At 75.2% G+C, this 13,297-nt stretch carries 9 protein-coding genes and 1 pseudogene; 6 read left to right on the forward strand and 4 right to left on the reverse strand.

Annotated features, from left to right (window positions below; translation table 11 throughout):
• Nucleotides 1-23: 23 nt before the first annotated feature.
• Nucleotides 24-404: a hypothetical protein gene (locus LC193_RS02965; RefSeq protein WP_226071187.1), complete on the reverse strand. Its 381-nt coding sequence runs from the start codon at nucleotides 402-404 to the stop codon at nucleotides 24-26.
• Nucleotides 405-627: 223 nt separating this feature from the next.
• Between LC193_RS02965 and LC193_RS02970 the strand changes: the two are divergent.
• From LC193_RS02970 to LC193_RS02985, 4 genes and pseudogenes are all read left to right on the forward strand, one after another.
• Nucleotides 628-1,407, forward strand: a pseudogene (locus tag LC193_RS02970) (sporulation protein); the annotation flags it as partial.
• A 742-nt stretch (nucleotides 1,408-2,149) separates the two neighbouring features.
• Nucleotides 2,150-3,091 (forward strand): sulfotransferase family protein, encoded by a 942-nt coding sequence (locus LC193_RS02975; protein ID WP_226071189.1) that lies wholly within the window; start codon nucleotides 2,150-2,152, stop codon nucleotides 3,089-3,091.
• On the forward strand, nucleotides 3,088-3,540 hold the full coding sequence (locus LC193_RS02980; RefSeq protein WP_226071191.1) for a hypothetical protein: 453 nt from the start codon (nucleotides 3,088-3,090) through the stop codon (nucleotides 3,538-3,540). The genes LC193_RS02975 and LC193_RS02980 overlap by 4 nt, the downstream gene beginning before the upstream one ends.
• Nucleotides 3,537-4,727: a glycosyltransferase family 4 protein gene (locus tag LC193_RS02985; RefSeq protein WP_226071193.1), complete on the forward strand. Its 1,191-nt coding sequence runs from the start codon at nucleotides 3,537-3,539 to the stop codon at nucleotides 4,725-4,727. The genes LC193_RS02980 and LC193_RS02985 overlap by 4 nt, the downstream gene beginning before the upstream one ends.
• A gap of 53 nt (nucleotides 4,728-4,780) precedes the next feature.
• On the opposite strand, the gene LC193_RS02990 is transcribed toward LC193_RS02985, so the two are convergent.
• Both LC193_RS02990 and LC193_RS02995 read right to left on the reverse strand, forming a co-directional pair.
• Complete coding sequence (locus LC193_RS02990; protein ID WP_226071195.1) at nucleotides 4,781-5,632, reverse strand: ABC transporter permease; 852 nt, start codon at nucleotides 5,630-5,632, stop codon at nucleotides 4,781-4,783.
• Complete coding sequence (locus LC193_RS02995; protein ID WP_226071197.1) at nucleotides 5,629-8,391, reverse strand: alpha/beta fold hydrolase; 2,763 nt, start codon at nucleotides 8,389-8,391, stop codon at nucleotides 5,629-5,631. Before LC193_RS02995 ends, LC193_RS02990 begins: the two co-directional genes overlap by 4 nt.
• Before the next feature lie 237 nt (nucleotides 8,392-8,628).
• On the opposite strand from LC193_RS02995, the gene LC193_RS03000 reads away from it, so the two are divergent.
• Complete coding sequence (locus tag LC193_RS03000) at nucleotides 8,629-10,152, forward strand: MDR family MFS transporter (RefSeq protein WP_226071199.1); 1,524 nt, start codon at nucleotides 8,629-8,631, stop codon at nucleotides 10,150-10,152.
• An 84-nt stretch (nucleotides 10,153-10,236) separates the two neighbouring features.
• Entirely contained in the window at nucleotides 10,237-11,358 is a 1,122-nt protein-coding gene (locus LC193_RS03005; RefSeq protein WP_226071201.1) for a DUF4037 domain-containing protein, read from the forward strand.
• Nucleotides 11,359-11,435: 77 nt separating this feature from the next.
• On the opposite strand, the gene LC193_RS03010 is transcribed toward LC193_RS03005, so the two are convergent.
• Nucleotides 11,436-13,118, reverse strand: coding sequence for an ATP-binding cassette domain-containing protein (locus tag LC193_RS03010; RefSeq protein ID WP_226071203.1), 1,683 nt, complete (start codon nucleotides 13,116-13,118; stop codon nucleotides 11,436-11,438).
• Between the last annotated feature and the right edge of the window lie 179 nt (nucleotides 13,119-13,297).

The raw sequence follows: 13,297 nt of genomic DNA on the forward strand, positions 1-13,297 counted from the left end.
GGGGCGGTTGGGGCGTTCCCGGCCTACGTGCGCTGGATCTGGAGGCGGTGCAGGTCCACGGACGGCACGCCGTCGTGCGCCGGTCCCCCGGGGCCCGGCGCGGCGCGCGCGAACGTCGCGCGCGGCGCCGGATCGGTGTCGGGGACGTGCAGCGGAACGGGCGGCGGGGGCACCGGGTCGGCCGGGGTGCCCGGGGCGCCGTGGCACCGGCTGGGCGGGTCCTTCTCGTCCATGTCCGGGGGCGGCTCGACGTCCGCGAGCAGCCGGTGCTCCCCGGTGTCGGCGTGCGCCGCCGCGGGTGTGCACAGCCCGGTCACGCACAGCAGGGCGATGACGGCGAGCACGCAGCAGGACACGGCGGAGCGCCCGGCGCCGCCACCCTGTCCGCTGTGCAGTCGTATCATCGCCCGTCATCGTACTCACCAGCCCCTGCCGACGCAGCGGTGATGCGCGCACGGAACGGACGGTGTTCGAGCGCGGACTCCCCCGCCGCCCGCGGTTCCCCGGCGGGCAGGGGGGCTCAGGACCCGCCGCGAGGGCGCACCGGTAGCGTGGGCGCCGGCGCCCGGCGGACCGCGTGCCGGCGGGCGTCCACGTGTCGGCAGTCGACAAGGGAGGGGATGCCGCATGGTGTTCAAGAAGCTTCTCGGGGCGTTGGGGGTGGGCGGTCCCTCGGTGGACACGGTCCTCGACGGCGGGGCGGTGGTACCGGGTTCCGCGCTCACCGGCCGGGTGCTCGTGCTCGGCGGTTCGAGGGACGCGGAGATCACGGAAGTCAGGCTCGGCCTCGTGGCGCGCGTCGAGATCGAGTCCGAGGAGGCCGAATCCGACGGCACGGTGGTCTTCCACCGGCAGGCGGTCGGCGGCGCCTTCCAGCTCACGGAGGGCCAGGAGGTCACGATTCCGTTCAGCCTCGAAGTGCCGTGGGAGACCCCGGTGAACGAGGTGTACGGCCGGTCGATCGGCGTGACCCTGGGCGTGCGCACCGAACTGGCGGTGGCCGGCGCGCTCGACCCGGGCGACCTCGACCCGCTGGTCGTCCGGCCGCTGCCGGTGCAGCAGGCGGTGCTGGACGCGTTCGCGCAGATCGGGTGCGGCTTCAAGTCCGCGGACCTGGAGCTGGGCCGGATCGGGGGCACCGGGCAGACGCTGCCGTTCTACCAGGAGATCGAGCTGACCCCGCCGGACCGGTATGCGGGGAGCATCCAGGAGATCGAGCTGACGTTCCTCGCCTCGCCGGGCGGCATGGAGATCGTGCTTGAGGCGGACAAGCGGGGCGGCCTGCTCGGCGGCGGCGGTGACGTGCTCAACCGCCACGTCGTGAGCCACGACGACGCCGGGCGCGCCGACTGGGCCGCCCAGGCCGACGGCTGGGTGCGGCAACTCGCCGAGCGCCGCGGCTTCTTCTGAGCCGACCGGCACAACCGGCTCGGAACGAGCGCGAGCGCGCTCGGACGCCGGGGCGGGCCCCGCCCGTCCCGGCGTCCTCATCGGCGCGGAAGCGCGGTCACCGCTCCCACCGCCGGGCGGTGGCGGGGACGGGCGGCGGACCTGAACCCGAGCGGCGGGGAGAAAGAGAACGCGGGCCGCGGCGCGGTCCTGTGTCCGCCGCTCGCGGTGCGGCGGGCGGCACCGGCCCGGGAGTGCGCGAAGTCGCCGGCCGGGCTGTCCGCTTCCCCACGGCCGCGCTCATACCTCTCGCCGGACATCACGCCACCGCGCCCCTTCCGATCGCGAGGCCCCACGGCCTTCGGCCCCCTTGCGTACGCGGCACGCCCGCGGCCCGCCGGAACCACCGCGCACCTCAGGGCTGCCCGTGCCCGCGCGGCGTCATGTGTCCCACCGCCGCACAAGGAGCCGGTCACCTCCACGCGCCTCCGGCTCACCACCACGGCGTGCCCCGGGACGGAAGCGACGCGAACCGGCCGTCCGCCGCGAAACTCCCGGGGACTCACTCCTTCGTGTGCTGTTCTCGTATTCCGCCTGACGCGCGGGGCTCGTGCGCATCGCGCCGGGCCCCCAAGCGCCGCAAGGGCGGCGACCCACCTGGCGGACACGGGATTTCCGCGGCGCGGCGGTCGCGGTGTAGGAGCGCGGGCGCGCTTGTCGCGACGCCGCGGCCGGTTTCGGGTGCTTAGCCTCGTAGGCCATGACACTGCTACGGAGAATCAACGCCGCTCTCGGTTCCGCGACCGGTTTCCAGGTGCGCCGCGTGCCGCGCGCCCCCGGCGGGCAGCGTGCCGGCTCAGCGCCCACCCGGGCGCCGGGGCGCCCGCCCGCCCGCAGGCCGGGACAGCGCGCCTCCGGTTACCGGCGCCCGGCGGCATCCGGCGTGGACCGGCTGCTGCGCCGCCCGGTGTTCGTCATCGCGCCGGTCCGCTCGGGGTCCACCCTGCTGCGCATGATGCTGGGCAGCCACTCGCTCCTGCACGCCCCGCACGAGACGCACTTCCGGCGCCTTGAGGTGCACTGCGCCACCGGTCTCGCCGAGAAGTCGCTGCACGCGCTCGGACTCGGCCTCGGTGATGCCGAACACCTGCTGTGGGACCGGCTCCTGCACCGGGAGTTGATGAAGTCGGGCAAGCAGGTGCTGGTGGAGAAGACGCCGGGCAACGCGTTCGTCCACGAACGCGTCGCCGCCTGCTGGCCCGACGCCCGCTTCGTCTTCCTCCTGCGCCACCCGGCCTCCGTCGCGCGGTCCTGGCACGAGGCCGACCCGGTCAGGCGCAGCCCGGAGCACGCCGTGCTCGACGCGCTGCGTTTCATGAACGCCGTCGAGCGGGCCCGCGGCAACCTGGACGGGCACACGGTGCGCTACGAGGAGCTGACGGAGGATCCGGCGCTCGCGCTGAAGGGCGTCTGCGCCTTCCTCGGCGTCGACTGGGAGCCGGGCATGCTCGACTACGGCAGCCACCACTCCGCCGAGCCGGAGAAGGGGCTGGGCGACTGGAGGGAGAAGATCCGCACCGGCAGCGTGCAGCCGGGCCGGCCGCTGCCGGAACCCGCCGAGGTACCCGCGCCGCTGCACGCCGTGTGCGCCGCGTGGGGCTACCCTGCGGGTCCGGCGGGCACGGGGCGGGGGACGCCGTGAGACCGCACGCGGAACTCGCGCGCGTCTGGCCGCGGGACGGGCGGCTGCGGCTGGTCGGCAGCCTGCACGGGCACGATCCGGTGGCCGGCGCCGCGGCGCCCTGGGCGCTGCTGCTCGTGGCGCGCCGGGCTGCGGAACGAGTGCTCGCCTACCCGGCGCCGCTGGCCGGCGCGGCGTTCGACGTGTCGCTCCCGGTGGCCGACCTCGCGCTCGGCGGCATCGAGCTGCCCGCGGTCTGGGACCTCTACCTCTCCCAGGAGGTCACCGGGCGGCACGGCGCGCCCCAGGGCCGGCTGCGCGTGGGACGGCTGCTCGACGACATCGAGGACAAGAAGAAGATCATGGTCTTCCCCAGGCAGCCGGTCGCCACGGGCGACGGCACGGTGCTGGTGAAGCCGTACTACACCGTCAAGGACAACCTCTCCGTCGAGGTGGCACCCGCGTCATGAAGATCCGTTACCTGCTGCTGCACGCGTACGGCATGGGCGGCACCATCCGCACCGTGATCACCCAGGCCAACGCCATGGCCGCGGCGGGCCACGACGTCGAACTGGTCAGCGTCGTGCGGCGCAGGGACCGCCCGCACTTCCCCGTGGACTCCCGGGTGCGGCTCTCCACGCTGGCCGATCTGCAGCCGGGCGCCCGCGCGCCCCGCCCGCGCGGGCTGCTCGGCCGGTACCGGGCCAGGCGCCTGGCCGGGCTGGCCGCGAAGCCGCCCCGGCACGTGCCGCTCAGCGAGCCGGGGCGCGGGGCGATCAACCGGCAGGTGGAGCTCGCGGTGATCCGGTATCTCGCGGAGTTGCGGGACGGCATCGTGGTCACCACCCGTCCCGCGCTCAACATCCTCTCCGCCGAGTACGCGACCGGCGGCGTGATCCGGGTGGCCCAGGAGCACGTCAACTTCGGTACGCACAAGGCCGATCTGCGCGCGGCCATCACGCGCAGCTACCCGAGGCTGGACGCCGTGGCCGTGCTGACCGCCCGCGACCGGGAGGACTACCTGCGCGTGGCGCCCGGCACCCACGTGGCCCGCATCCCGAACGCGGTGCACTCCCTGAGGCAGAAGCCGTCGACCTGCGCCTCGCACATCGTCCTCGCGGCCGGCAGGCTCAGGCCGCAGAAGGGGTTCGACCTGCTGATCCGCGCGTTCGCCGGCCTGGTCGAGGAGTTCGACGACTGGCAGGTGCGCATCTACGGCACCGGTGACCGGTACGACCAGTTGCGCGCCCTCATCGACGAACACCACCTGTACAACCACGTCTTCCTCATGGGCCGCACCGAGCGGCTGGACGAGGAGATGGCCAAGGCTTCGGTGTTCGTGCTCAGTTCGCGCTACGAGGGGCTGCCGATGGTGCTCATCGAGGCCATGTCGCACGGCCTGCCCGTGGTGAGCTACGACTGCCCGACCGGGCCTGGCGACGTGCTGACGGACGGCAAGGAGGGCCTGCTGCTGCCGCCCGAGGACGTGCCGGCGCTGACGGCGGCCATGCGGCGGCTGATGGGCGACGAGGGGCTGCGGGCCCGGATGGGCGACGCCTCGCTCGCCACCGTGGAACGGTACTCGCCGGAGACGGTGCGCGGGCAGTGGACCGAGCTGTTCGAGGAGCTGACGGCGCGGCGCCGCGCCAGGGTCTGACCGCGCCCCGCGCCGCCCGGTCCCGCGCCGGCGCGGGACCGGGCGGCGCGGGCTCAGGAGACGATGTCCTTGGTGCGGAAGTGCCGGTAGGCCAGCGCGAACAGGACCAGGGCGTAGGCCACGGAGACCGCCGCCCCGCGGGCCATGCCGCCCCATTCCGGCTGCGGCTGCAACACGTCCGCCCAGGCGAACTGCCAGTGCGCCGGGAGAAGTTCCCGCCACGAGCCGAGCGCGGTGATCGCGTCGAGGATGCTGCCGACGATGGTGAGGCCGATGGCCCCGCCGACCGCGCCGAGCGGCGCGTCGGTGACCGTGGAGAGCCAGAACGCCAGGCCCGCGGTGACCAGTTGGCTGACGAAGACGTAGCCGGTCGCCACCGCGATCCGTGCCGTGGCGTCGCCGGGCGCGAGGGAGCCGCCGGCGGGCAGCACGAGCGGGTCCCAGCCGTGGACCGCCGTGCCGACGCCGAGCGCCACCAGCGGCAGCACGGCCATCGCGGCGGCGCTGAACAGCAGGGCGACGGCCAGTTTCGCGGTCAGCAGCCGGGCGCGGGGCACCGGCGCGGCCAGCAGGTAGCGCAGTGAGGACCAGTTGGCCTCGGCCGCGACGGTGTCGCCGCAGAACAGCGCGACGGGCACCACGAGCAGGAAGCCGGTGGCGAGGAAGAGGCAGGTGAGGGCGAAGTTGGGCCCTGACGCGGTCGCCAGGTCCACCAGGCCCGTCTCCCCCGACCGGTCGGGACCGCCGCCCAGGGCGAACGCGGCGGCCACGACGAACGGCAGCGCCACGAGCAGGACGGCGACCACCAGGGTGCGCCGGCGGCGCAGCTGCCTGACGGCTTCGACCCGCAGCGGCAGGGTGCGGCGCGGGGCGTAGCCGGGCGCCGCGTCCAGGGCCGTGGTCATCGGTCACCTCCGATGAGGGTGAGGAAGGCGTCTTCCAGGCGCCGGTGCGGGCTCACGCTGTGCACCGGGACGCCCAGCCTGACCAGTTCGGCGAGCAGCGCGGCGGCGCGGGCGCCGTCGCCCTCCCCCGCCCGCGCGCCGGGCGGGCCGCCGTCGAGGCGGACCAGCAGCCCGCCCTCGGCCGGCCGCGCGTCGGCCACCCCCGGCAGGGCGGCGACCCGCTCGACCAGGGCGTCGGTCACCGGGCCCTGCGTGCCCACGAACAGCGTCCCGCCGTGCCCCACGATGTCGGCCACCGGCCCGGCCCGCACGAGCCGGCCGCCGGCCATGACGACCAGGTGGGTGCAGGTCTGCTCGACCTCGGCGAGCAGGTGGCTGGAGACGATGACGGTCCTGCCGTCCTCGGCGTACCGGGTCATCACCTCGCGCATGGCGCGGATCTGCGGCGGGTCGAGCCCGTTCGTCGGCTCGTCGAGGATCAGCAGCTCGGGCAGCCCCAGCATGGCCTGGGCGATGGCCAGGCGCTGCCGCATGCCCTGGGAGTAGGTGCGCACCGCGCGGTCCACGGCGGTGCCAAGACCCGCGATGTCCAGGGCCTCGGCCAGGTGCGCGTCGGCGGCGGGCCGCCCGGTGGCGCGCCAGTACAGCTCCAGGTTCGCCCGGCCGGTGAGGTGGGGCAGGAACCCGGCGCCCTCGACGAACGCGCCGACGCGCGAGAGCACCGGGGCGCCGGGCGCGACCGCGTGCCCGAAGAGGCGGATCTCCCCGGCGTCCGGGGTGATGAGGCCCATCAGCATGCGCAGCGTGGTGGTCTTGCCCGCGCCGTTCGGGCCGAGCAGCCCGAGCACCTGGCCGCGGGCGACCTGGAAGGACAGGTCGCGGACCGCGTACCGGTCGGTGGCCCCGGCGTAGCGCTTGGACAGCCCGGTGATCCGCAGCGGGACATCGGCGAGCGCGGGGTCGGGCGGCGGGGCGCGGCGTGCGGAGCGGCCGGTGAGCAGCAGCGCGGCGGCGACGGCCGCGCCCGCGAGGGGCAGTCCCGCGACCCACCAGGGCAGCGTGGTGCCGCCGGTGCCGACGCCGGGGGCGGTGGGCACCGAGAGGCCGGGCCCGGCCAGGGACACGGTGTGCGTGGCGGGCGCCGCGGGCGAGGCGTATCCGAGGTCGGTGGTGGACAGCACGAGCCGCATGCGGTGCCCGGCCTCGAAGGGGTGGTCGACGGCGGGCAGCGCCACGTCGACGGTGCGGCCCGCGCCGGTGTCCGCGCCGTCGACGCGGACGGGCGTGACGAGCTGGGCGGGCAGGGTGCGTTCCTCACCGTCGGGCGCGATGTCGTACACCTTCGCGAACAGAACGGCGGACGGCGCGTCGGAGCGGACGTGGAGGCGGACGGTGGGGGTTCCGGTGACGCGGAGCGCTTCGTCCAGCGGCTCGGACTCGAAGCTCGCGTACTGCCCCGGGATGTCGAGGGATACGCCGAAGCCGAGCGCGGTGGCCTCGCTGAGGGCGCCGAGTCCGGGCACCGCGGAGATCGCGGGCGGCGAGCCGCCCGCGGGGTTGACGAACGTCTGCGCGTCGCCCGCCAGTTCCACCGTCCGCTGGTCGCCGGTCAGGCCCGGGTAGCGGTCGCCCTCGGCGCCGCGCAGCAGGGTGGCGCCGTTGGTGGAGTCGAAGCCGGTGATACGGGTCGCGCGGAAGGCGGGTCCCGTGCCGGTGTCCGTCTCGCCCTTGAGGTGGTGGTCGAACCACGCGGTGACGCGTTCCTCGACGCGGTCGTCCTCGGAGATGCCGCCGTCGTGCCCGGCCCAGGTCCAGTCGACGGCGACGGGCGCGCCGTTGTCCCGCACGGCGCGGGCGATGGCGTCGCCGTGGCCGAGGGGGAACAGGGAGTCGTGCTGGCCCTGGATGACGAGGGTGGGCACGTCGATGCGGTCGGCCACGGCGGCGGGGCTGCGGTCGCGCAGCAGCCGCAGCGCGTCCTCGTCGGGCTCGCCCGCGACCGCCACGCGCTCGTACAGGTCGCACAGTTCCGCGGTGAACCGGCCGCAGCCCGGGGCGCCTTCCGCGTCCCGTGCGCCCTCGGCGGCCTGCCCGCCCGGGTCGAGTCCCTCGGTCGATCCCGTGGTGAACAGGATGCCCGCCCACAGGCGTTTGAAGACGCCGTCGGGGAACAGCGCCTCGGAGAGGTCCCAGTAGGTGACGCGCGGCGCGATGGCGTCGACCCGCTCGTCGTGCCCGGCGGCCAGCAGCGCGACGGCGCCGCCGTAGGAGGAGCCCGCGACGCCGACGCGCGGGTCGCCCTCGGCGTCCAGGAGCACCTCGGGGCGTCCGGCGAGCCAGTCGATGAGGTGGCGGACGTCGGCGACCTCGGCGTCCGGGTCGTTGAGGCCGATCCGGCCGGTGGAGTCGCCGAACCCGCGGGCCGACCACGTGAGCACGGCGTAGCCCTCGCGGGCGAGGCGTTCCGCCGCCGGGCGCATGTCGTCCTTGCTGCCGCCGAAACCGTGGCCGAGGAGCACGGCGGGCCGGGGGCGGCCGGTGCCGCCCGCGGTGAAGTAGGAGGTGTCGACGCGCACGGTCTGCTCGCTGCCCGGTGCCAGGGGCAGTTCGGCCACGCGGTCGTGCCGGTCGACGGCGGGTGCCGCGTCCCGGGCGGTGACGGCCCAGGTGCCCGCGCCCGCGACCAGCGCGAGGGCGGCGGCGCCCGCGGCGAAACGGCGGCGGCGCCCTGGCAGGCGAAGGGGCCAGCGGAGTCTCATGTACCGGTGGGTCCCTTCCGAGGCGGCCGACGATCCGGCCACGCTACCCAACGTGTACGGCCGTTCCGCCGCTGGACCCGGGACTTAAAGCTTTCACCAATTCGTTACATGTATTAAGCACCTTGTCGTATCGTCGCAAATGGAAAGCCACGCCAGGGAGACCGTTTGACCACGCAGAGCACACGACCGCAGACACCCGCGCAGGCCCCTTCCCCGGGCCACGGGAGCGGGGCCGCGATGACGCACCCGGAGATCATGCGGGCCCTCACCGGCCTGCTGCTGGGGATGTTCACCGCGATCCTCTCCTCGACGATCGTCACCAACGCCCTGCCGCGCATCGTCGGGGACCTCGGCGGCGGCCAGTCCGCCTACACCTGGGTGGTCACCGCGACCCTGCTCGCGATGACGGCGTCCATGCCGCTGTGGGGCAAGCTCGCCGACCTGTACAGCAAGAAGACGCTGATCCAGATATCGCTGATCATCTACGCGGTCGGGTCGGTCGTCGCCGGACTGGCGCAGAGCCCCGGCATGCTGATCGCGGTGCGCGTCGTGCAGGGGCTCGGCGTGGGCGGCCTCGTCGGCCTCTCCCAGGTCATCCTCGCCGCGATGATCTCCCCGAGGGAACGCGGCCGGTACAGCGGCTACCTGGGCGCCACGTTCGCGGTGGCGACGGTCAGCGGCCCGCTGATCGGCGGTGTGATCACCGACACCTCGTGGCTCGGCTGGCGCTGGTGCTTCTGGATCGGCGTGCCGGTCGCCGCCGTGGCCCTCGTCGTGCTCCAGCGCACGTTGCGGCTGCCGCACACCCGGCGCGAGGTGCGCATCGACTGGGCGGGAGCCGGCCTGATCAGCGCCGCCGTCTCGCTGCTGCTGATATGGGTGACGCTGGCGGGCGACCGCTACGCCTGGGCCTCGTGGCAGACGGCCGCGATGGTCGGCGGCGCGCTGGCGCTCGGCGGGCTGTTCCTGCTGGTCGAGCGCCGGGCGAGCGACCCGGTGATCCCGCTGCGCCTGTTCCGCGAACCGACCATCGCGCTGACGTCGGTGGCCTCCCTGTTCATCGGGGTGGCGATGTTCAGCGGCACCGTCTTCTTCAGCCAGTTCTTCCAGCTCGCGCGCGCCGAGAGCGCCACGATGTCGGGCGTGCTGACCATCCCGATGATCGCCGGCCTCTTCGTCTCCTCGACGGTCTCCGGCCGGCTCATCACCCGCACCGGGCGTTGGAAGTACTGGCTCGTGGCCGGCGGCGTGCTGGTGACCGCGGGCATGGGCCTGCTCGGCACCATGCGGCACGACACCCCGTACTGGCACATCGCCGCGTTCATGGCGCTGACGGGCCTGGGCATCGGCATGATGATGCAGAACCTGGTGCTCGCCGCCCAGAACCGGGCCGCCCCGAGGGACCTGGGCGCCGCCAGTTCCCTGGTCGCCTTCTTCCGGTCCTTCGGCGGTGCCATCGGGGTCGCGGCGCTCGGCGCCCTCCTCGCCGGCCGCGTCGCCGCCTACACCGACGACGGGCTGTCCCGCCTCGGCGGCGCCGAGGCGCAGGCCGCCAGGGGCGCCACGGGCGACGGCGCCATCCCTGACCTGAACGCGCTGCCGGGACCGCTGCGCGAGGTGATCGAGAGCGCCTACGGGCACGGAGTCGCCGACATCTTCCTCGTGGCCGCGCCCTGCGCCCTGATCGCCCTGCTGATCACGGTCTTCATCAAGGAGACGACGCTGCGCACCACCACGGACGGCGAACCGGCCAAGAGCTGAGGGCCGGGGCGGGCGGCACGCCGGCCGCGGGGACCGCGGAAAAGCTCTCGACCGGCCGGGGCCCGCTGCGGCACCCTGCCCGGCATGACCACGCCGTCCTTCGTCCCAGGGCTCGAACTCTCCCGACGCTTCTACCTCGAAGCCGTACGGCCGCTGCTGGCCGAGTGCGCGCCCGGGGTCACGCACTCGGCCGCCCGCCTGGGCAGCGGCTCTGAAGTCCTGGGGTTCGACACCGCCCGTTCCGCCGACCACGAGTGGGGACCGCGCCTGCACCTCTTCCTGCGCCCGCGGGATGTCGCGCGCCACGGCCCGGGGATCACCGCCTGGCTCTCCGAACGCCTGCCGAAGACGTTCCTCGGCCACCCGACGCACTTCGCCCCCACGGGTGAGGCGGGCATCCGGGTCATGCGGCCCACCGAGGGGCCGGTCCACCACCGGGTCGAGGTGCGGGACCCGGGCACCTGGCTGACCGGGCTGCTGGGCTTCGACCCGCGCGGGGACATCGCCCCGGAGGACTGGCTGGCCGCGCCCACCCAGCTCCTCGCCGAGGTCACCTCGGGCGCCGTCTTCCACGACGGGCTCGGCGCACTCGGACCGGTGCGCGCCGCACTCCGCTGGTACCCCCACGACCTGTGGCTCCACGTGCTCGCCTGCCAGTGGCGGCGGATCTCCCAGGAGGAGGCGTTCGTGGGCCGGTGCGGCGAGGTGGGCGACGAACTCGGCTCCGCCGTCGTCGCCGCCCGCCTGGCGCGCGACCTGATGCGGCTGTGCCTGCTCATGGACCGCCGCTACCCGCCCTACGGCAAATGGCTCGGCAGCGCCTTCGCCCGGACCCCGCAGGCGCCCGCCCTCGGCCCTGTCCTCACCGCCGCCGTCGCCGCCACCGACTGGCACACCCGCGAGCACCACCTGGCCCGCGCCTACGAGGCCGTCGCCGCGGCGCACAACCGGCTCGGCCTCACCGAGCCCGTCGACCCCGCCACGCGGCCCTACCACCGCAGGCCCTTCCGGGTCCTGCACGCCGAACGCTTCGCGGCGGCCCTGCACGCCCGCGTCACCGACCCGCACATCGCCTCGCTGCCGGTGAGCGGCGCGGTCGACCAGTTCGTCGACAGCACCGACGTGCTCAGCCGCCCCGGCCGGGCCCGCGCGGCGACCCGCGCGCTCCTCACGCCACCGGCGGAGGAACGCCGTACCCCGCTGTGACCGTGCGTTCGCGGTGACCGTACGCCTCAGGGCCGCGGCCCGGCGGGTGGGGCGGCACCCGCCGGGCCGGCCGCCCCTCAGCCGCCCGCGCCGGCGACCGGCGCGGGCGGGCCGCCCAGCCGCAGGCGGGGCCAGTGCGCGAGGTCCCGCAGCAACTGCCGGTCGTGCGTGGCCACGACGACGGCGGCGCCGGTGCCGCCGAGCGCGTCGGTCAGCTCGTCGACCAGCGCGGAGGACAGGTGGTTGGTCGGCTCGTCGAGCAGGACGAGACCGGGCCGCACCGCCAGCGCGAGCGCCAGGTCGAGACGCCGCAGCTGCCCCTGCGACATGTGCCCGACCGGCGTGCGCATCGCCTCGGCGTCCAGCAGACCGAGCGCCGCGAGCGGAACGGCGTCGGCCTCGCGCAACCGCCCGGCGGCCACCAGGCGCCCCACGTGCCGGGCGTGCACCTCGCGGGCGGCAAGACCGGGGTCCCGGTCCGCGGTCTCCTGGGACACCAGGACGACGCGCGCGCCCTCCGCCGCCCTGACCTCCCCCGCCGTGGGGGCGAGCGCGCCGGCCAGGACCGCGAGCAGCGTGGACTTGCCCGCGCCGTTGGGCCCCGTGACCAGCAGCCGGTCACCGGCGTCGAGGGCGAGGTCGACCGGCCCCGCCAGCCGCCCGGAGAACGCGACCCCGCGCGCCCGCAGCTGCGGCGCGCCCGGCCTGATGCCCGGTTCCGGCCAGCGCAGCGCGGGCGGCGGCGCGGGCACGTCGACGCGGTGCGCCTCCAGCGCGTCCTGCTGCCGCTTCAGGGCCTGCACGACGCCGGGCGCGCGGGACTGCCGCTGGTGCTTGCCCGTTCCCTTGTCGGGCCGCCACCCGGTGGACAGCCGGTCGCGGGCCCGCGACACCGCCTCCTTCAGCCGCCGCTGCTCGGCCTGCTGCTCCTCGTGCTCCTGCTCCCAGCGCTCGCGCTCCCTGCGCCTCGCGTCCTGCCAGGCGTCGTAGCCGCCCGCGTGGAGACGCGGTGTGCCGTCGCGGGTCGGGTCGAGGTCGAGGTACCGGTTCGCGACATCGCGCAGCAGCGCGCGGTCGTGGCTGACGACGGCGAGGCCGCCCGGGTGCTCCCGCAGCCTGCGGGTCAGGAAGTCGAGGCCGCCGGCGTCGAGGTGGTTGGTCGGCTCGTCGAGCAGCAGCACGTCGTGCCGCGCGCCGAGGAGGCACGCCAGCCGGACCCGGTAGCGCTGCCCGACCGAGAGTTCGGCGAGGGGGCGGTCGCGGTCGGTGCAGGCGCCCAGGGCTTCGAGCGCGACATCGACGCGGCGCTCGGCGTCCCACGCATCGAGCCGGGTGGCGGCGTCGAGCGCCGCGGCGTAGCGGTCGTCGGCGCCTTCCGCGCCCGCGGTCATGGCGAGGGTCGCCTCGTCGAGCGCGGCGAGGGCCGCGAGCGAGGCGGCCAGCGCCTCGGACGTCAGGGTGCCGACGGTCTCGCCGGCCCGCGCGGTCAGCTCCTGGCGGGCCAGGCCCAGGGTGCCGGCCCGGTGCACGGTGCCCTCGTCGGGCCCGATGAGGCCGGCGAGCACGTGCAGCAGGGTGGTCTTGCCGCGGCCGTTCTCTCCGACGACGGCGATCCTGGACCGGGCGGAGACGGTGACCGAGACATCCTTCAGGATCTGCCGGGACCCGCGGGTGACGGTGACGTTCTCGGCGCGCACGTGCGCGCTGCCGCCCGCGGCGACGGGCAGGGACATGGCGGGTGAGGTCGGGGTGGTGTGCAACGCATGCTCCGCGGCTCGCAGTGGGGCCGGGCAGCGGAAAGTGGCCGCCCGGCGGGGACCGGAACGGCGAGCGCGAATTCAGAAGGGGGAAGGCGCCGCCGTCAGCGGGCGGATCGGACCTTCTGCGACCAGATACCTCGTGCCATGTCTATTACCTTAGCAGCGCCCGCGGGCGGCCC

It is taken from the genome of Streptomyces marincola (assembly GCF_020410765.1).
Classification (GTDB): Bacteria; Actinomycetota; Actinomycetes; order Streptomycetales; family Streptomycetaceae; genus Streptomyces; species Streptomyces marincola.